Raw genomic sequence first — 17,780 nt, 5'->3', positions numbered from 1 at the left:
GGGCATCATGCAGGCCATGAATGGCCAAGACACCCAAGACAACCAGTCCGTCGCGCTCTACTGGGACTTCGAGAACCTGCATGCCAGCCTGGTGGAAGCCGCCTTCGGCGAAGGCACCTACGGCAAGCCCGACAACCGCTTCAAGGTGCAGGAGCCGCTGGTGCAGGTGCAGGCCGTGCTGGAGCTGGCCGCCTCCTTCGGGCCGGTGGCCATCAACCGCGCCTACTGCAACTGGCAGTACTTCGGCCGCTACCGCGACGCGCTGCTGCAGGGCGCGGTGGAGCTGATCCAGCTCTTTCCGCCGGGCGCCTCGGCCAAGAACGGCGCCGACATCAAGCTGTGCCTGGACGCGGTGGAGGACATCACCCGCTTCGGCCACATCGGCACCGTCATCATCGTGGGCGGCGACAGCGACTTCATGCCAGTGGCGCAGAAGGTCAAGGCCGCGGGCCGGCGGCTCATCGGCATCGGCACCCGGCGTTCCACCAACCGCCACTGGGCCAAGAGCTGCCATGAATTCCGCTACTACGACAGCCTGGTGGCCGACGAAGCACCTGCCACGGCCTCCACGCCCAGCCCTGCGCCCACGCCGGAAGAGCAGGCCAACGCCACCATCGAGCGCGCCGTCAGGCTGCTGGCCGAATCGAAGGGCGATGCCTGGGTGAACAAGGCGCCCATCCTGAACATGGTGCGCCGGCTCGATCCCACCTTCGACCCGAAGGAGTTCGGCCACCCCACCTTCTCCGCCATGCTCAAGACGCTGGAGGGCACGCTGTTCGACACCCGCAAGGGCGAGTTCGACCAGCAGCTGCGCCTGCGCACTGTCGTACAGCCGGATACCGGAACTCCCGCGCCGCGCGGAGTGTCCGACGAGCTTCCCTGACTGCCCGGCCAACGGCCGCCCGACACACCATGCAAGCCACCGAACAACGCGCGTTGCTGACCATCGCCCTGCTGGCCGCCTTTGCCGATGGCGAGAAGGCCGACACCGAGCGCGAGGAGATCAAGCGCATCGCCGACAGCCTGGCCGGCGAGTCCGGCACGCCGGCCCTGGCCGGCCTGTACCAGGACGTGTTGCTCAAGCGGGTGAACGTGGCGCAGGCTGCGGCCGCACTACCCGACGAAGGCCAGCGCCTGCTGGCCTACGAGATGGCGGTGTGCGTGTGTGATGCCGATGGCACGCAGTCACCCGCCGAGCAGGCCTTCCTGTCGCAGCTGAAGTCGGCGCTCAAGCTGGGCCGCACCCAGACGGCCGAGGTGGAACGCGAGGCCGATGCCATCGCCGCGGTGCCGGTCACCGTGCCGCCACCGCTGGCCACCGCCACACCGGCGCCAGCCGCGCAGGTACCCACCGCCGACCTGGACAGCTCCATCCTCAACCATTCGATCCTGAACGGTGCGCTGGAGCTGCTGCCGCAGAGCTGGGCCTCGATGGCCATCATTCCGCTGCAGATGAAGCTGGTGTACCGCATCGGCCAGGCCCATGGCTATGAGCTGGACAAGGGCCACATCAAGGAATTCATCGCCGCGGCCGGCGTGGGCCTCACGTCGCAGTATGTGGAGCAGTTCGGCCGCAAGCTGCTGGGCGGGCTGCTCGGCAAGGTGGGCGGCGGCCTGGGCCGAGGGCTGGGCAGCGCGGCCACCGGCATGGCGTTTTCGTTCGCCAGCACCTACGCACTGGGCCACCTGGCCAAGCGCTATTACGCCGGTGGGCGTCAGATGAGCACCGCGATGCTGCAGGAGACCTTCCAGTCATTGCTGCAGCCGGCCAAGCAACTGCAGACGCAGTACCTGCCGCAGATCCAGCAGAAGGCCCGCACGCTGGACGCCGGGCAGATCCTGCAGATGGTGAAGTCGGCCTGAGCAATGCCGGGGCGCCCGCGAAAGCGGCGCGCCAAAGAAAAAAGGCCTGCACTGTCGTGCAAGCCTTTTTCTTCGAGCGATTTGGTGGGCCCTGAGTGACTCGAACACTCGACCAACGGATTAAGAGTCCGCTGCTCTACCAACTGAGCTAAGAGCCCCTGATCTTGTCCAATTCCTGCATCAGCGAACTGGTGGGTTGTACAGGACTTGAACCTGTGACCAACGGATTAAAAGTCCGCTGCTCTACCGACTGAGCTAACAACCCGACTGAGTAATGAACCCGTCTGCAGAGCCCTGCACTATAGCATGTTTTTCGAGCTTGCCAATAGGCTTGGCCGAAATCAGCTGCTGGATGGTTTCGCCAGCAGCCACCAGGCCAAAGGTGGCGGTGACGGTGACGGTCGAGCCATAGCCATGGCAGTTGAGCGTGCCGTCGATGTCGCACTCGCCATCCGGCGCACGCACCGGCTCGCGAGAAAACACGCAGCGCACGCCGATGGCGCCCTGCCGCGGCGCGGCGCCGGCCTTGCGCAGCCGCTGGCGCATGGAAGCCAGCAGCGGGTCGTGCGTGGACAGCGAGAGGTCGTCGACTTCCACCTTCTGCGCCAGTTGCTTGCCGCCAGCCGCGCCCACGGTGACCAGCGGCAGCTGCTCCCGCAAGGCCCACTCGGCCAGCACCAGCTTGGCCCGCACCTGGTCGCAGCAGTCGATCAAGGCACTGACGGGCACCGGCAGCAGCGCCGGCCAGTTGGTCGGCTCGACGAAGTCCTCGACGCAGATGACTTCGCAGCCGGGATGGATGTCGGCAATGCGGGCCTTCAGCGCCTCGGCCTTCGACTGGCCGATGGTGGCGCCCAGGGCCTGGATCTGCCGGTTGACGTTGGACTCGCTCACATGGTCCAGGTCGATCAGCACCAGCGTTGCCACGCCACTGCGGGCCAGTGCCTCGGCCGCCCAGGAGCCCACGCCGCCCAGGCCCACCACCGCCACGCGGGCGGCACGCACGCGGGCATAGCCCGCATCGCCATACAGGCGGCGCAGGCCGCCGAAGCGGCGTTCCAGGTCGGCGTCGTGCTCCACGGAAGCGGGCTTACTTCAACGCAGCCAGCCGTTCCTTGGCGGCCACCGACGCCTCGGATTGCGGATAGTTCTTCAGCAGCTCATTCAGCGTGACGCGGGCCGACTTGCTGTCCTTCATCTCCACCTGCGTGTTGGCCACCGCCAGCAAGGCCTCGGGGGCCTTGGGATGCGTGGGCGCAGCCGCCAGGAAGGCGCGGAAGGTGGCCACCGACTCCTTGTAGTCACGCTTGCCGTACAGCGCATTGCCCAGCCAGAAGCGGGCGCTGTCGTTGTAGCCGCTGGCCGGGAAGCTGCGCACGAAGGCGGCCAGCGCATTGGAAGCGCCGGCAAAGTCGCCGCCACGCAGCAGCTTGATGGCCGCGTCGTACTGGCGGGTTTCCTCCGGATCGGCCAGGAACTCCTTGCCGTCCACCGCCACCTTCTGCGGCTCCAGCTTGCGCATGCGCTCGTCCACGCCCTGGGCGATGTCCTTCTGCTGGCGCTGCAGCTCGGACACGTCGCGCAGCAGCTGCTCCTGCTGGCCGCGCAGGCGCGCGTTGTCGCTGCGCAGCGCTTCCAGCTGGGCATTCAAGTCGAGCAGGCTGCGGCGCACCTGCTCGTTGCTTTCGTTCAGGCGGGCCAGCGCGGCCTTGAGCTGGTCCTCGGTGGCGGCCTGCTTGCTGCGCAGTTCGAGGATGGCGCGGCGCGCGTCCTCGTCCTCGAACAAGGCCGCGTTGGCGCTGAAGGCCAACGCCGCCAGGGCCGCCGCGATCAGCGTGCGGCGCATCTCACTTGTCCTTGATCTCGGCGCGGCGGTTCTGCGCATAGGCGGACTCGTCGCTGCCCTGCACCGCCGGACGCTCCTTGCCGAAGCTGGTGGCTTCCACCTGCGTCGCGGAGGCGCCCAGCAGCGTCAGCGCACGGGCCACGGCCTCGGCACGCTTCTGGCCGAGGGCCAGGTTGTATTCGCTGCCGCCGCGCTCGTCGGTGTGGCCTTCCACGGCCACGCGCTTGTTGCGGTCGGCGGCCAGCGCGCGGGCGTTGGCTTCGATCACGTTGCGGTACTCGTCCTTGACGCTGAAGCTGTCGAAGTCGAAGTACACGACACGCGGCAGGTTGCTGCCGGCATTGTTGCGCGACGCGCCGAGGTCGACCGTGGCCACGCCCGACTGGCCTGCGCCGCCGGTGGCACCACCCGCATTGCCCGCGGGATTGCGCGACTCCACCGGCACGTTGCCGGCGTTCTCATCGAGCTTGACGTTGGAACCGCAGCCGGCCAGCAGGGCGGCGACGGCCAGGGCGCCGAGGGAAGAACGAAAAGCAGTCATGGTGCTTCCTTTCGATTTGGGAAGTGGAGGGGTTTGAATGGGTACTTCAGGTGCGGACGCTCAACGGCCGAACGGGCCCCACACGGGCTCGCGGACGTCGACGCCCGAGGACAGCAGCCGGGCCTTGATCTTGCCGTCCAGCGTGGTGGTCATCAGCACGTCGCGGCCCTGGGCACGCGTGGCGTAGATGAGCAGCCGGCTGTTGGGTGCGAAGCTCGGGCTCTCATCGCTGCTGGTGTCGGTGATCGTCTGCGCATTGCCGCCGGCGGCATCAGCCACCACCAGCTTGAAGCCGCCGCCCTGGCGCGTGACCCAGGCCATCGAGCGGCCATCGGGGCTGAGCGTCGGGCTGATGTTGTAGTTGCCGGTGAAGCTCACCCGGTCGGCACCGCCACCGCCAGCAGGCATGCGGTAGACCTGCGGGCTGCCGCCGCGGTCGCTGACGAAATAGAGCCAGCGGCCATCGGGCGAGAACGCCGGCTCGGTGTCGATGGCCATGGTGTTGGTGATGCGGCGCAGGTTGCCGCCGTCGCGCCCCATCAGGAACAGCTGCGAGCCGCCATCGCGCGACAGCGTGACCGCCAGTTGCGAGCCGTCGGGCGACCACGCCGGCGCGCTGTTGCTGCCGCGGAAGTTGGCTACCTGGCGGCGCTGGCCGGAGCTCACGTCCTGGATCCAGACCACCGCCTTGCGCGTCTCGAAGGACACATAGGCCAGCTCGCGGCCATCGGGCGACCAGGCGGGCGAGATGATGGGCTCGGGACTGGCCAGGGCGACCTGACCGCCTTCGCCATCGGCGTCGGTCACGCGCAGGCTGTAGCGGTTGGCGCTGCGGGTGACGTAGGCGATGCGGGTGGAGAACACGCCGCGCTCGCCGGTGAGCTTCTCGTACACGGCATCGGCGATGCGGTGGGCGGCCAGGCGCAGGTCGCCGGCCACCACGGGCAGGCTCTGGCCGCCGAGGTCGGCGCCCTTGACGATGTCCCAGAGCTTGTAGCGCACGTCGAAGCGGCCGTCGGCCAGCCGCGTGACCGAGCCCAGCAGCAGGGCATCGGCACCGCGGCCGCGCCATTCGGCGATGGCGGGCGAGGCAGTCTCGTCCAGCGTGCCCGGCGCATCGACGTTGCGGAACAGGCCGCTGCGCTCCAGGTCGGCGCGCACGATGGAGGAGATGGACTGTCCGGAGGCGTCCTCGCCCCGGAACGCGGCGATGGCCACCGGCAATTGCGTGGCACCGACGCCGCTGATCTCGACGCGGAATTGCGCGAGCGATGGCAGCGAAAGGGAGGCGCCCAGTGCGCCGAGCAGGGTTCTACGACGGGTCATGGCGGGAATGGACCCGCAAGGCGGCAATCGGTTCACTCAGTGGAGATAGGCTGGCCTTGATGCCCGGGATTGTAGGCACCGGCGCTGATAATCGCCGCCGATGCCGACCTTGCTGCAACGCCTGGGGCGCGTGGCGCCCTACTTCCGACCGAGCCGTCCAGGCATCCTGATTGCCATGATGGCCGCGGCCATCAGCGCCGCCACGGAGCCGATGATTCCGGCCCTGCTGAAGCCCTTGCTGGACAAGGGCTTCACCGGCACCACGTTCTCGTTGTGGCTGGTGCCGGCGGCCATCATCGGCCTGTACATCGTGCGTGGCGCCGCCACCTTCATCGCGCAGTACGCGTTGAGCTGGGCCGCCAATGGCGCGGTGCTGAACCTGCGCGAGGCCATGTTCTGCCGCCTGCTGGACGCGGCGCCGGGCCTGTACGGCAGCCACACCGCCAGCGGTCTGACCAACACCGTGGTGTACGAGGTGCAGCAGGGCGCCGACCGGCTGGTGAATGCGCTGCTCACGCTGGTGCGGGACTCGCTCACCGTGGTGGCGCTGTTCGGCTACCTGCTGTGGCTGAACTGGCGGCTCACGCTGTTCGTGGTGGTGCTGGCACCGGCCGTGGCGGTGGTGATGCGGGTGGTCTCGCGACGGCTGCAGAAGCTGGCGGTGCTGGGCCAGAACGCCACCGACGACCTGGCCTACGTGGTCGAGGAGAACGTGCTGGCCTGGCGCATCGTGCGGCTGCACGGGGCCGGGCGCTCGCAGCTCGAGCGCTTCAAGGACCAGGGGCGGCGGCTGCGGCGGCTGGTGATGAAGTCAGCCGCGGCCGGTGCCATCGTCTCGCCCATCACGCAGCTGCTGGCGGCGCTGGCGCTGTCGTCGGTGATCGCGATGGCGCTGTGGCAGGCCCGCACGGGCGACGGTGCCAGCGTCGGCGACTTCGTCGCCTTCGTCACCGCGATGCTGATGATGACCTCCCCGATGAAGCACCTGGCCGACGTGGCCGCGCCCCTGACGCGCGGCCTGGCCGCGCTGGAGCGCGGCATCGACCTGGTGGAAAAGGTGGCGCCCGAGACCGGCGGCAGCCATGCGCCCGAGGGCCGCAGCCGCGGCCAGCTGACGCTGCAGCAGGTGGGCCTGCGCTACCGGCCCGACCAGCCGCCGGCGCTGGACGACGTGAGCCTGGCCCTGAAGGCCGGCGAAACGGTGGCCCTGGTGGGCCCTTCCGGCGCCGGCAAGTCGTCGCTGGTGCACCTGCTGCCACGCTTCATCGAACCCACGGCGGGCACCATCACGCTGGACGGCGTGCCGCTGGCGCAGTGGCAGATGGCGGCGCTGCGCCGGCAGTTCGCGCTGGTGAGCCAGGACGTGGTGCTGTTCAACGACACGCTGGCCGCCAACGTGGCGCTGGGCGACACGCTGGACGAGCCGCGGGTGCAGGCCGCGCTGCGCGATGCCAACCTTCATGAGTTCGTCGAGCGGCTGCCGCAGGGCATCCATACCGTCATCGGCCACAACGGCAGCCAGCTCTCGGGCGGCCAGCGCCAGCGCGTGGCCATTGCACGGGCCATCTACAAGAACGCACCCATCCTGATCCTGGACGAGGCCACCTCCGCCCTGGACAGCGAAAGCGAGCGCGCGGTGCAGCAGGCGCTGGAGCGGCTGATGCAGGGCCGCACCACGCTGGTCATCGCGCACCGGCTGTCCACCATCGAGCATGCGGACCGCGTGGTGGCCATGGAGCACGGCCGCGTGGTGGAGCAAGGCACGCACGCCGAGCTGCTGGCCCGCGGCGGCCTGTATGCGCGGCTGCATGCGATGCAGTTCCGCGGCACCTGAAGGAACATGCCGGCCATGCCCAACCCGCCCACCATCCGCACCATCGCCGCCACGCGCTACGTCACGCCGCTGCGCGAGGGCGGCTCGCTGCCCGCGGTGGTGGAGGCCTGCGACCAGGGCCTGTACGTGCTCAAGTTCCGCGGTGCCGGCCAGGGGCCCCGGGCCCTGATCGCCGAGCTGGTGGCTGGCGAGCTGGCCCGCGCGGTCGGCCTGCGGGTGCCCGAGATCGTGTTCATGCAGCTCGACCCCGAGATGGCCCGCACCGAGCCCGACCCGGAGATCCAGGACCTGATCCGCGCCAGCGCGGGCCTGAATCTCGCGCTGGACTACCTGCCCGGCAGCGTCACCTTCGACCCGCTGGTGCAGCAGCCCGATGCCGACGAGGCATCGGCCGTCGTCTGGCACGACGCGTTCACCACCAACATCGACCGCACGCCGCGCAATGCCAACCTGCTGCTGTGGCACCGCCGGCTGTGGCTGATCGACCATGGCGCGGCGCTGTTCTTCCACCATGACTGGAACGATTACCTGGCGCGTGCGACCAGTGCCTTCGCGCATGTGAAGGACCATGTACTGCTGCCGCACGCCAGCCGGCTGGCCGAGGCCGATGCGCGCCTGGGCGCGCTGCTGGATGAAGACGTCATCCGCGCCATCGTGGACCTGATACCCGACCAATGGCTGGGCGGCGACGTGCCGTTCGCCAGCATCGCTGAACACCGCGATGCCTACCTTCAGTATTTCTGCAGGCGGCTGCAGGCGCCACGCCCCTTCGCCGCCGAAGCCGTGCGCGCCCATGCCGCGCTGAACACCGCCCCGCGCCGATGACCACCGCCCCCGATCCGCAGCGCTTCGCCTGCCACTACGACTACGCCATCGTGCGCGTGGTGCCGCGCGTGGAGCGGGGCGAGTTCATCAATGCCGGCGTGATCCTCTCGTGTGCCTCGCGCCGCTTCCTGCAGGCACGCATCGAGCTGGACGAGGCCCGGCTGCTGGCGCTGGACCCGTCGGTGGACCTGGATGCCATCAACGCCGCGCTGGCGGCGATCCCGCGCATCTGCGAAGGGGGTGCGGCGGCAGGCGCGCTGGGCCTGCTGCCGGTGCGCGAGCGGTTCCACTGGCTGGTGGCGCCGCGCAGCGCCAGCATCCAGACCTCGCAGGTGCACACCGGACGCTGCGACGACCTGCCGCTGGCCATGGAGCAGCTGCTGGCGCGCATGGTGCGCCGGCCGCTGCCCAGGCCGCCGGCTACTTGACGACGGTGGCGCCGGTGCTGCCCTGCCCGCCCTGGCCGTACAGGATCTTGCGCTGGGCTTCCTTCTCCTCGTCGGTCAGCTCGCGCGGCGGGTTGATCTGCTGCGCCAGTGCATAGGCGCGCTGCACGGCGGGCCGTGCCTGCACGGCGTTGAACCAGCGCTGCAGGTTCGGGAAGTCCTCCAGCTTCTGCTCGTGCAGCTTGTGCGGCACCACCCAGGGATAGCTGGCCATGTCGGCGATGGAATAGTCGCCGGCGATGAACTCGCGGTCGGCCAGGCGCTTGTCCAGCACGCCGTACAGCCGCGCCGTTTCCTTCACGTAGCGCTCGATCGCATAGGGGATCTTCTCCGGCGCGGCCATGTGGAAGTGGCCGTTCTGCCCGGCCATCGGGCCCAGCCCGCCCATCTGCCAGAACAGCCACTGCAGCACCTCGGTGCGGCCGCGCAGGTCCTGCGGGACGAAGCGGCCGGTCTTGTCGGCCAGGTACAGCAGGATGGCACCCGACTCGAACACCGACAGCGGGCCGCCGCCGCCCGCCGGCTCGGTGTCGACGATGGCCGGGATGCGGTTGTTGGGCGAGATGCGCAGGAACTCGGGCTGGAACTGCTCGCCCTTGCCGATGTTCACCGGATGTACCTGGTAGGGCAGCCCCGATTCCTCCAGGAAGATGCTGATCTTGTGGCCGTTGGGCGTGGTCCAGTAGTGCAGGTCGATCATGTTGCCGCTCGGGTTGCCAAAGCGGACATGATCGGACAAGCCGGCGCCCGCGGCCGAGGGCCGGCGCAAGGCCCCGCGGCACGGCGGGTTGGCCGCCCTCGGTTACACCGACAGTCCTTCAAGCCGTACAGGAGTGACCATGGCCCATGAGCCCCCTCGCCAGACCGCTGCCGACTTCCATCCCGAAGTGCTGCGGCTGTTCGACCAGTACGTGCATGGCCAGCTGGACCGGCGCGGCTTCATCGACGGCGCCGCCCGCTTTGCCGTGGGCGGCACCACCGGCGCCGCGCTGCTGGCGGCGCTGAGCCCGCGCTTCGCGCAGGCGCAGCAGGTGCCCGCCGGCGACGCCCGCATCCGCACCGAAACGGTGGAGTTCGATTCGCCGCGCGGCTACGGCAAGGGCCGCGGCTACCTCGCCCGACCGGCCGGCGCGTCGGGGCCGCTGCCCACGGTGCTGGTGGTGCATGAGAACCGCGGCCTCAATCCGCACATCGAGGACGTGGCGCGTCGGCTGGCGCTGGAGAACTTCATCGCCTTTGCGCCGGATGCGCTGTTCCCGCTCGGCGGTTATCCCGGCGACGAGGACAAGGCGCGCGAGCTGTTTGGCAAGCTCGACCAGTCGAAGACGCAGGAGGATTTCATTGCCGCCAGCAACCATCTGAAGACGGTCGACGGCGGCAACGGCAGGCTGGGCGTGGTGGGCTTCTGCTATGGCGGCGGCATTGCCAACTTCCTGGCGACCCGCCTGCCCGAGCTGGGCGCGGCGGTGCCCTTCTACGGCATGGCACCGCCGGCGGACCAGGTGCCGAAGATCAAGGCGGCGCTGTTGATCGTCTATGCCGAGAACGACGAGCGCATCAATGCCAGCTGGCCCGGCTACGAAGCGGCCCTGAAGGCGGCCAACGTGCCCTTCAATGCGATGAAGTACCCGGGCACGCAGCACGGCTTCCACAACGACACCACGCCGCGCTACGACAAGGCGGCCGCGCAGCAGGCCTGGGCGCGCACGCTGGAGCTGTTCAACCGCACGCTGCGCGCCTGAACGACCCGCGGCCGCGCGGCGCCTCAGGTTCCAACCCCGCGCGGCACCACGCCCAGGTCGCGCCACGCGGCCGGATGGCAGGTGAAGATCAGCACCTGGTGGCGCTGGGCGGCGTCGTACAGCACGCGCTTCATCTGGCCGAGGCGGTCCTCGTCGGTGTTGACCAGCGCATCGTCCAGGATGAGCAGCGTGGGCCGGCCGGCCTCCTGCAACAGGTCGGCATAGGCAAGCCGGGCGACGATGCCCATCTGCTCGCGTGCGCCGATGCTCAGGTCCTCGAAGCTGCCGCTCTCCGGCCCGCGCGGGCCGGTGCGGGTGATGGCGCCGGGCGACAGGTCGTCCGCCACCTCCACATGCGCCCCGGGAAACAGGATGCCGAGGTAATGGTCCAGGTGCTTCTGCAGCGGCGCGCGCAGCCGGCGGGCCAGGGCCGAGCGCTTCTCGCGCAGCAGGCCCAGCAGGTGATCGAGCGCGGCGGCGCGGCGGGCCAGTTCGGTGGCGCGGCGGCTGGCGGCTTCCAGCTCGCGCTCGCGCTCGGCGCGCTGCTCCTCCAGGCCCAGCGCGCCCTTGGTCTCCAGCTCCACCTCCAGCCGGGTGATGTCCTGGCGGCGGCGTTCATGGGCTTCCTCCAGCTGCTGGGCGCTGCGGGACAGGCGGTCCACGTCCTGCCGCAGCAGCGCCAGGTTCAGCGCCTTCAGCTCGGCGGCGGTGGCCTCCACGCGCTGCTGTGCCGTGGCCTCCTGCGCGGCGGTGTCCACCAGCGCCTGCTGTGCAGCGATCTTGCGCTGGCCGCGCCGGGCGTCCTGCGCCGTGGCCTGGGCGGCGGCCAGTTCCTGGCGGGCGGCCTCATGGTCGCTCTGCGCCTTGCCGGCGGCCACCCGGGCCTGGCTGAGGGCCTGGGCCGCCGCGGCCAGGGCGGCCGCCGCGCGCTCGGCCTGGGCCTGCACGCTGGCCGGGTCGGGCCCGGCCTGGCCATCCTCCGCGGCGGCCGGCAGGCCGGCCAGCGCGGCACGCAGCTCGCCCGCCCGTGCAGTGCGCGCAGCCAGCTCGGCCTGAAGCGCCTCCACGCCCTGGGGCGCCAGCGCCTGCAGCACCTTGCCGCTGGCCTGCGCCTCCTGCTGCCGCTGCACGGCCTGGCGCGCACGCTCCTCGGCTTCGGCCAGGTGCGCCACGCGCAGGCCCTGCAGCAGGCTGGCCTGCTCGGTGGCCAGGGCGTCGCGCTGTGCCTTCAATGCCGGGATGTCCGCGCCGCCCGGCTGCACGCTGATGCGCCCCAGGCCTTCGATCACGAGGTCGGTGCGGCTGACCACGGTGCGGCGGCCGCGGCCCTGCAACGGCTCGTCGCCCAGGCGCACCTGGCAGCCGTCGAGCAGCTCGAACTCCAGCGTGGTGGCTGCCGCCTCCAGCCGCACATCGGCCTCGCGCAGCGATTGCGCCACGCGCTTCAGCCGCTGTAGCTCGGCCGGTGCGATGGCCAGGGCCTGCGCCTCGGCCTGCAGGCGGATGCCGCGCTGGCGCTCCTCCTGCGCGCGGCGCGAGGCGTCGGCGAGGGCGCCCAGGCTGGCGTCCAGTTCGGCCGCATGGCGGGCCAGTTCCGCCCGCGTGGCGGCGGCCTGCACCCGTTGCTGCAGCTGGCGGGCCTGGGCATCGGCGGCCATCGCTTCCTCATGCCGGCGCTGCCAGGATTGCAGCTCGGCCTGGGCCGCGGCTTCCATCGCCGCCTTGTGCGACAGCGCCTGCTGGCGCGTGGCCACGGCCGCATCGTCACGCGCCAGGGCGTCCAGCTCCGAACGCAAGGCCGCGGCCTGTGTGCGCCACTGCTGCAGCGCCGCCTGCTCGGCCTGCTGGCGCGCTTCCAGGCCCTGTGCGGCCTGCAGCCGGGCCACTGCGGCCTGGTGCTGTTCACGCACGCCGGCCCAGGGCCGCGCCTGTGCGTCGCGCTCGTGTGCACGGCGCAGGCCGGCCAGCCGGTCCACGCTGTCCTGGTAGGCGCCGATCTCGCGGTCCAGGGCTTGCAGCTGCCCGGCCAGCTCGGCCTGCCGTGCCAGCGCTGCCCCGTACTCGCCCTTCGGGTTGCCGGTGGCCGGTGTCAGCAGCTCGTTGCGCAGGCCTTCCACCGTGCGCAGCAGTGCATCGCCGCCGGACGCGGTGAGCTCGCCCATGGATTCGCCCAGCACCTGGCGCAGATGGTCGGCGGCGTACTGCACCGCGTCGGCCAGCTCGTGGGCGGTGCCCTGGCGGATCCACAGCAGGCCGGGAATGCCCATGTGCTCGGGCGCGCTGGCGCCCTTGCCGGGGAACTTGAAGCCCAGCAGGCCGGCCAGGTGGTCCTCGGCGGCGGCGCCATCCAGCGGCGGCTGGCCGGCAATCACCAGCTCGCAGCGCTTCTTGCCCAGGAAGGCCTTGGTCAGCCGGTGCTGCCGCCCGCCCAGCTCGAAGTCCACCTCCACCGTGGGCGTGGCCGACGGCTCACCCCAGGGCCGCAGATGCTCCACGCTGCTGGAGCGGTGTCGCTCGAAGAAGGCGGCACGGATGGCCTCGGCCACGGTGCTCTTGCCGCACTCGTTGGGCGCGGCAAACAGGTTCAGGCCGTCGGCAAAGCCTTCCAGCAGCAGCGGTTCGCGAAAGCGCTTGAAGCTCCTGATGCACAGGCGGCGCAGCTTCATGCGCCGGCCCTCGGCCGGGCAGGCGACGGCGCGGCCTGCTCATCCAGCAGGCGGGCCAGGATCAGCAACGCATCCCGGGCCGTGCGGGCCTGGGGATCGTCCGCTTCGCCGCCGGCCTGCTCCGCGCGCAGCTGCTGCAGCACCTCGCCCACGTAGCCGTCGGCATGCAGCGCGGCGAGGTCCTCGGGCGTGGGCTCCAGCCGCAGGCCGTGGGCCTCGTGCACCAGCGCGCGCACGCGGGCGCGGGCGCTGTCCACCGCGGCCTGCAGCCGGCGCTGGCCTTGCAGGTCGCACAGGCCTGCGACGCGGAACTGCAGCACGTCGTCCGGGCCGGTGGCGTCCAGAAGGCGCAGGGTGTCGTCCAGGTCGCTGGGTACCGCCAGGCGCGCGTCCAGCTGGCGCCAGCGGTAGCGGCCGGTGGGCAACGGCTGCACCTGCGGCGGCGCGCCCGGGCCGGCCAGCGTGACCAGCAGCGCCTGGCCCGAGTCGTTGGCCTTGAAGCGGTCGGTCTCCGGCGTGCCGGCATACCAGCAGCGATCGTCGATGCGGCGGGTGCCGTGCCAGTCGCCCATCGCCAGGTAGTCCAGCCCGGCGCTGGCCGCGCGGTCGGCGGCGATGGGATTGGCCGAGTCCAGCTCTTCGGGCAGCACGCCCTGCACGCAGCCATGGGCCAGGCCGATGCGCGGCATGCCTGAGGGCGTGGCGGCGGCGGCAAACCAGTCGGTGAGGTCGGCATGGGTGTGCCGCTGCACCAGCGGCGCGGGCAGCACCGCCAGCCGGTCGGCCACCAGTTGCACGCCGGGCTGCAGGCAGGTGATGGCGTTGGGCGGCACCGCGCCCAGCCGGTGCGCGCGCTGCCAGACCGACTCGGCCAGCGCGGCGTCATGGTTGCCGGGCAGCAGCAGCCAGGGGCCGGCGTAGGCCTGCATCGCGTTGAAGAGGCGGCGGATGGTCTTGTCCGACACCGTCTGTGCATCGAACACGTCGCCGGCCACCAGCACCGCATGCACCTCGTGCTGCCGTGCCAGCGCGGCCAGCCGCTCGACGACCTGGAAGCGCGCCTCGAACAGCGCCTGCGCATCGTCAGGCTCGAACTGGGCGTAGATGCGGCCGATCTGCCAGTCGGCGGTGTGGAGCAGGCGCAGGGTCAAGCGCCCCCCCTACAACAACACGATGTCGTACTGCTCCGGATTCGACGTCGGTTCGGCCGACAACGAGATCGGCTTGCCGATGAAGTCCGACAGCCCGGCCAAGTGCTGGCTTTCCTCGTCCAGCAGCATCTCCACCACCGCCGCGCTGGCGACCACGCGGAACTCCTTGGGGTCGAACTGGCGGGCCTCGCGCAGGATCTCGCGCAGGATGTCGTAGCAGACGCTGCGCGGGGTCTTCACCTGGCCGCGGCCGGCGCAGGTGGGGCAAGGCTCGCACAGCATGTGGGCCAGCGACTCGCGCGTGCGCTTGCGCGTCATCTCCACCAGCCCCAGCTGAGTGAAGCCGCTCACCGTGGTCTTGGTGCGGTCGCGCGCCAGCTGCTTGCGAAACTCGGCCAGCACCGCAGCCTGGTGCTCCTCGCGCGCCATGTCGATGAAGTCGACGATGACGATGCCGCCCAGGTTGCGCAGCCGCAGCTGCCGGGCAATGGCGCCGGCGGCTTCCAGGTTGGTCTTGAAGATGGTGTCGTCGAAGTTGCGCGCACCCACGTAGCCGCCGGTGTTCACGTCCACCGTGGTCAGCGCCTCGGTCTGGTCGATGATGAGGTAGCCGCCGCTCTTCAGGTCGACCCGCCGCGCCAGCGCGCGGGCAATCTCGTCGTCGATGTTGAACAGGTCGAAGATCGGCCGCTCGCCGCGGTAGAGCTCCAGCCGCCGCACCGAGGTGGGCGTGTAGGTGGCGCCAAAGCCGGCCAGGTGCTCGTACTGCAGCCGCGAGTCGATGCGCACCGTGTGGGTGGTGTCGGTGATCAGGTCGCGCAGCACCCGCTCGGCCAGCGTCAGGTCCTGGTGCAGCAGCGTGCCGGGCGGGCGTGCATGGCTGCGTTCGCGGATCGAGGCCCAGGTCTTGCGCAGGTAGGCGATGTCGTCGGCCAGCTCGGGGTCGGTGGCGTCCTCGGCATTGGTGCGCAGGATGAAGCCGCCACCACCGCCCTCCTCGGGCTTGCCCACCAGCACCGCCATGCGCTGGCGCAGCTGCTCGCGCAGCTCGTGGCTGCCGATCTTCTGCGAGATGCCGATGTGGTTGTCCTGCGGCAGGTACACCAGCAGCCGGCCGGCGATGCTGATCTGCGTGGACAGCCGTGCGCCCTTGCTGCCGATGCTGTCCTTGATGACCTGCACCGTCAGCGTCTGGCCCTCGAACACCTGGCGCTCGATGGGCACCGGCGTCTGCATGCCGCCATGGTCGCTGCGCGGCGGGCTGGTGTGCAGGTCGGCCACGTGCAGGAAGGCGGCGCGGTCCAGTCCGATGTCGATGAACGCACTCTGCATGCCGGGCAGCACCCGCACCACCTTGCCCAGGTAGATGTTGCCCACCAGGCCGCGCTCCAGCGCGCGTTCGATGTGCAGCTCCTGCACCGCGCCGTTCTCGACGATGGCGACGCGTGTTTCCTGGGGAGTCCAGTTGATGAGGATGTCTTGCATGACGGTTCTGTTCTTGTGCGGAGCAGCGCCGCGGGCGTTCCGGCAGCGCTTGTCTCGTGGATGGAGCCCGTCTGCGGATAGGGGCCGGACCATCATACCGGCGGCCCCGCCGGGGCGTCAGAACAGCACGCGCGCCCTTCGCAGCAGCGTGGCCGTCTCGTGCAGCGGCAGTCCCATGATCCCCGAGTAGCTGCCTTCGATGTGCGCCACGAAGACCGCCGCCGGACCCTGGATGCCGTAGGCGCCGGCCTTGCCGAAGGGCTCGCCGGTGTCGATGTAGCGGCGGATGTCCTGTGCCGACAGCTCGGCGAAGCGCACGCGCGACACGCTCATCTCCAGCAGCGTGGCGCGGCCGCTGCTCACCGCCACGGCCGTGAGCACGCGGTGCGTGCGGCCGGACAGGGCAGCGAGCATCTCGGCCGCCTCGGCCGCATCCGCCGGCTTGCCGAGGATGCGGCGGCCGATGGCCACCGTGGTGTCGCTGGCGAGGATCGGCGCCTCGGCCAGCCCGCGCCTGGCCAGCCGCTTGCGCGCCGCGTCCAGCTTCAGCCGGGTGACGCGGCGCACGTAGTCGGCCGGCAGCTCGCCGCTGCGCACTTCCTCCAGCCGCTCGGCGTTTTCCATGCGGTCGGGCAGCAGCAGCTCGTGCTGCACGCCGATCTGGTCGAGCAGCTGGCGCCGCCGCGGGCTTTGCGAGGCGAGGTAGAGGAAGCGGTGCATGCCCGCGGGCGGCTTGATCACGGTGCTCATTCGCCGGTGCTCATTCGCGGTGATAGGGATGACCGGCGGTGACCGACCACGCGCGGTACAGCGCCTCGGCCAGCAGCACCCGCACGAAGGCATGCGGCAGCGTGAGGTCGGAGATGCGCAGCGTCTCGTCGGCCGTGGCCTTCAAGGCCGCGTCCAGCCCGTCCGGGCCGCCGACGAGGAACACCACGTCGCGACCATCGCCCAGCCAGAAGCGCAGCCGGTCGGCCAGCTGCACCGTGGTCATGCGGGTGCCGCGCTCGTCCAGCACCACGCGGCGCGCGCCCTTCGGGATGGCGGCTTCCAGCCGCTGCGCCTCGGCGGCCATCATCGCGGAGGCGGGCTTGCCGGCGGTGCGTGGTTCGGCCTTGAGCGCCTTCAGCTCGAGCTTCAGCTCGGGCGGAAAGCGCTTGGCGAAGTCGGCATAGGCCTCCTCGGCCCACGCCGGCTGGCGTTGGCCGATGGCCGCGATGACCAGCCGCACGGCGGGCGACGCGCTGCGCTCAGCCGCGCGGCGTGGCCGGCTTCTTGGCGCCGGCGTGGCGGGCCGAGATCTTCTTGGCCGGCGCGGCCTTGGCCGCCGCCTTCTTGGCGGCCGGGGCCGCCGTCTTGCGGGCCGCCGACTTCACCGCCACGCTGCGGCCGGCCACCTTCTTGGTGGCAGGGCGGGCCTGCGCGGGGTCGTTGACGACGATCTTCTGCACGCGCTCGGGCGTGCTGGTCGACGCCGCGGTCTTGCGGGCCGCGGCCTTCCTGGCCGGTGCGCGGGTGGAGGCCGTTGGGCGCGAGGCCGGGTCGTTGACCTGCTTGGCGAAGGCCGACTTCGCGGCAGCCTTCTTCGCCGGCGCCTTCCCGGCCGCGGCCTTCTTCGCCGCAGCCCGGGGCGCCGGTGCCTCGTCGGCCTCGTCCTCGTCGTCGTCCGACTCGTCCTCGCTGGCCTGCGGCAGGCCGCGCTTCTTGGTCTCGATCTTCATGCGCACGGCCTTGCCGCCCCAGATCTCCTCCAGGTGGTAGTACTCGCGGATACCGGGCTGCATGATGTGGGCGACGGCGGCGCCGCAGTCCACGATGATCCATTCGCCGTTGTCCTCGCCCTCGGTGCGCAGCACCTGCAGGCCGCTGGCCTTGACGGCGTCGCGCACGCTGGCGGCCAGCGCCTTGGTCTGGCGGTTGCTCGTTCCCGACGCGACGATCACGCGTTCGAACAGCGGCGACAGGTGCTCCGTGTTGAAGACCACGATGTTCTGGGCCTTCACGTCTTCCAGGCCATCGACGATGGCGCGCTGCAGTTTGCGGATGTCCATTCAG

General features: G+C 70.6%; 17 protein-coding genes and 2 tRNA genes. 6 read left to right on the top strand and 13 right to left on the bottom strand.

From position 1 onward, the window contains the following. Positions 1-16 precede the first annotated feature (16 nt). Both VO99_RS04855 and VO99_RS04850 read left to right on the top strand, forming a co-directional pair. Positions 17-883, top strand: a complete 867-nt coding sequence (locus VO99_RS04855; RefSeq protein ID WP_083440386.1) for an NYN domain-containing protein — start codon at positions 17-19, stop codon at positions 881-883. A 29-nt stretch (positions 884-912) separates the two neighbouring features. After that, positions 913-1,863 (top strand): DUF533 domain-containing protein, encoded by a 951-nt coding sequence (locus VO99_RS04850; protein WP_046111683.1) that lies wholly within the window; start codon positions 913-915, stop codon positions 1,861-1,863. Between the two features lie 82 nt (positions 1,864-1,945). On the opposite strand, the gene VO99_RS04845 is transcribed toward VO99_RS04850, so the two are convergent. The 6 genes from VO99_RS04845 to tolB form a co-directional block, all read right to left on the bottom strand. Next, positions 1,946-2,021 (bottom strand) — tRNA-Lys (locus VO99_RS04845). Positions 2,022-2,052: 31 nt separating this feature from the next. Further along, a tRNA-Lys gene (locus tag VO99_RS04840) sits at positions 2,053-2,128 on the bottom strand. Continuing rightward, positions 2,119-2,943 (bottom strand): tRNA threonylcarbamoyladenosine dehydratase, encoded by an 825-nt coding sequence (locus tag VO99_RS04835; RefSeq protein ID WP_083440359.1) that lies wholly within the window; start codon positions 2,941-2,943, stop codon positions 2,119-2,121. Before VO99_RS04835 ends, VO99_RS04840 begins: the two co-directional genes overlap by 10 nt. A 10-nt stretch (positions 2,944-2,953) precedes the next feature. Next, the gene (ybgF, locus tag VO99_RS04830) at positions 2,954-3,748 is read right to left on the bottom strand and encodes a tol-pal system protein YbgF (protein WP_083440358.1); all 795 of its coding nucleotides are present in this window, start codon (positions 3,746-3,748) and stop codon (positions 2,954-2,956) included. Beyond that, positions 3,711-4,250, bottom strand: coding sequence for a peptidoglycan-associated lipoprotein Pal (gene pal / locus VO99_RS04825; protein ID WP_046111681.1), 540 nt, complete (start codon positions 4,248-4,250; stop codon positions 3,711-3,713). The genes ybgF and pal overlap by 38 nt, the downstream gene beginning before the upstream one ends. Before the next feature lie 60 nt (positions 4,251-4,310). After that, a complete protein-coding gene (gene tolB / locus VO99_RS04820) occupies positions 4,311-5,576 on the bottom strand; it encodes a Tol-Pal system beta propeller repeat protein TolB (RefSeq protein ID WP_046111680.1) in 1,266 nt (421 codons plus the stop codon). A gap of 100 nt (positions 5,577-5,676) precedes the next feature. Here tolB and msbA point away from each other — a divergent pair, with 100 nt between their 5' ends. The 3 genes from msbA to VO99_RS04805 are packed head-to-tail and all read left to right on the top strand — an operon-like array spanning position 5,677 to position 8,663. Continuing rightward, entirely contained in the window at positions 5,677-7,410 is a 1,734-nt protein-coding gene (msbA, locus tag VO99_RS04815; protein ID WP_046111679.1) for a lipid A export permease/ATP-binding protein MsbA, read from the top strand. A gap of 15 nt (positions 7,411-7,425) precedes the next feature. Beyond that, positions 7,426-8,235, top strand: coding sequence for a HipA family kinase (locus VO99_RS04810; protein ID WP_046111858.1), 810 nt, complete (start codon positions 7,426-7,428; stop codon positions 8,233-8,235). Beyond that, positions 8,232-8,663 carry a DUF3037 domain-containing protein gene (locus VO99_RS04805; RefSeq protein WP_046111678.1) on the top strand — a complete coding sequence of 144 codons (432 nt, stop codon included), beginning with the start codon at positions 8,232-8,234 and terminating at the stop codon, positions 8,661-8,663. Before VO99_RS04810 ends, VO99_RS04805 begins: the two co-directional genes overlap by 4 nt. Here VO99_RS04805 and VO99_RS04800 read toward each other — a convergent pair. Then, positions 8,656-9,381 (bottom strand): glutathione S-transferase N-terminal domain-containing protein, encoded by a 726-nt coding sequence (locus tag VO99_RS04800; RefSeq protein WP_046111857.1) that lies wholly within the window; start codon positions 9,379-9,381, stop codon positions 8,656-8,658. The genes VO99_RS04805 and VO99_RS04800 overlap by 8 nt on opposite strands. A gap of 139 nt (positions 9,382-9,520) precedes the next feature. Between VO99_RS04800 and VO99_RS04795 the strand changes: the two genes are divergently transcribed. Next, on the top strand, positions 9,521-10,423 hold the full coding sequence (locus VO99_RS04795; protein WP_046111677.1) for a dienelactone hydrolase family protein: 903 nt from the start codon (positions 9,521-9,523) through the stop codon (positions 10,421-10,423). A gap of 23 nt (positions 10,424-10,446) precedes the next feature. On the opposite strand, the gene VO99_RS31795 is transcribed toward VO99_RS04795, so the two are convergent. The 6 genes from VO99_RS31795 to rsfS all read right to left on the bottom strand — a co-directional run bounded on the left by VO99_RS31795 (position 10,447) and on the right by rsfS (position 17,776). Next, on the bottom strand, positions 10,447-13,089 hold the full coding sequence (locus tag VO99_RS31795) for an AAA family ATPase (RefSeq protein WP_046111676.1): 2,643 nt from the start codon (positions 13,087-13,089) through the stop codon (positions 10,447-10,449). Then, positions 13,086-14,240 (bottom strand): metallophosphoesterase family protein, encoded by a 1,155-nt coding sequence (locus tag VO99_RS04785; protein WP_083440357.1) that lies wholly within the window; start codon positions 14,238-14,240, stop codon positions 13,086-13,088. Before VO99_RS04785 ends, VO99_RS31795 begins: the two co-directional genes overlap by 4 nt. Positions 14,241-14,249: 9 nt before the next feature. Next, positions 14,250-15,725 (bottom strand): ribonuclease G, encoded by a 1,476-nt coding sequence (rng, locus tag VO99_RS04780; protein WP_046111675.1) that lies wholly within the window; start codon positions 15,723-15,725, stop codon positions 14,250-14,252. 117 nt (positions 15,726-15,842) lie between these two features. Beyond that, entirely contained in the window at positions 15,843-16,445 is a 603-nt protein-coding gene (locus tag VO99_RS04775) for a Maf family protein (RefSeq protein WP_046111855.1), read from the bottom strand. Between the two features lie 40 nt (positions 16,446-16,485). Next, entirely contained in the window at positions 16,486-16,956 is a 471-nt protein-coding gene (gene rlmH, locus VO99_RS04770) for a 23S rRNA (pseudouridine(1915)-N(3))-methyltransferase RlmH (protein WP_046111674.1), read from the bottom strand. Between the two features lie 19 nt (positions 16,957-16,975). Beyond that, positions 16,976-17,776, bottom strand: a complete 801-nt coding sequence (rsfS, locus tag VO99_RS04765) for a ribosome silencing factor (RefSeq protein ID WP_046111673.1) — start codon at positions 17,774-17,776, stop codon at positions 16,976-16,978. Positions 17,777-17,780: the final 4 nt, after the last annotated feature.

Source organism: Aquincola tertiaricarbonis (genome assembly GCF_000969605.1).
In the GTDB taxonomy this organism is placed as follows: domain Bacteria; phylum Pseudomonadota; class Gammaproteobacteria; order Burkholderiales; family Burkholderiaceae_C; genus Aquincola; species Aquincola tertiaricarbonis.
The sequence above is the reverse complement of the archived record's forward strand: the minus strand, read 5'-3'. Positions and strand labels throughout refer to the sequence as shown.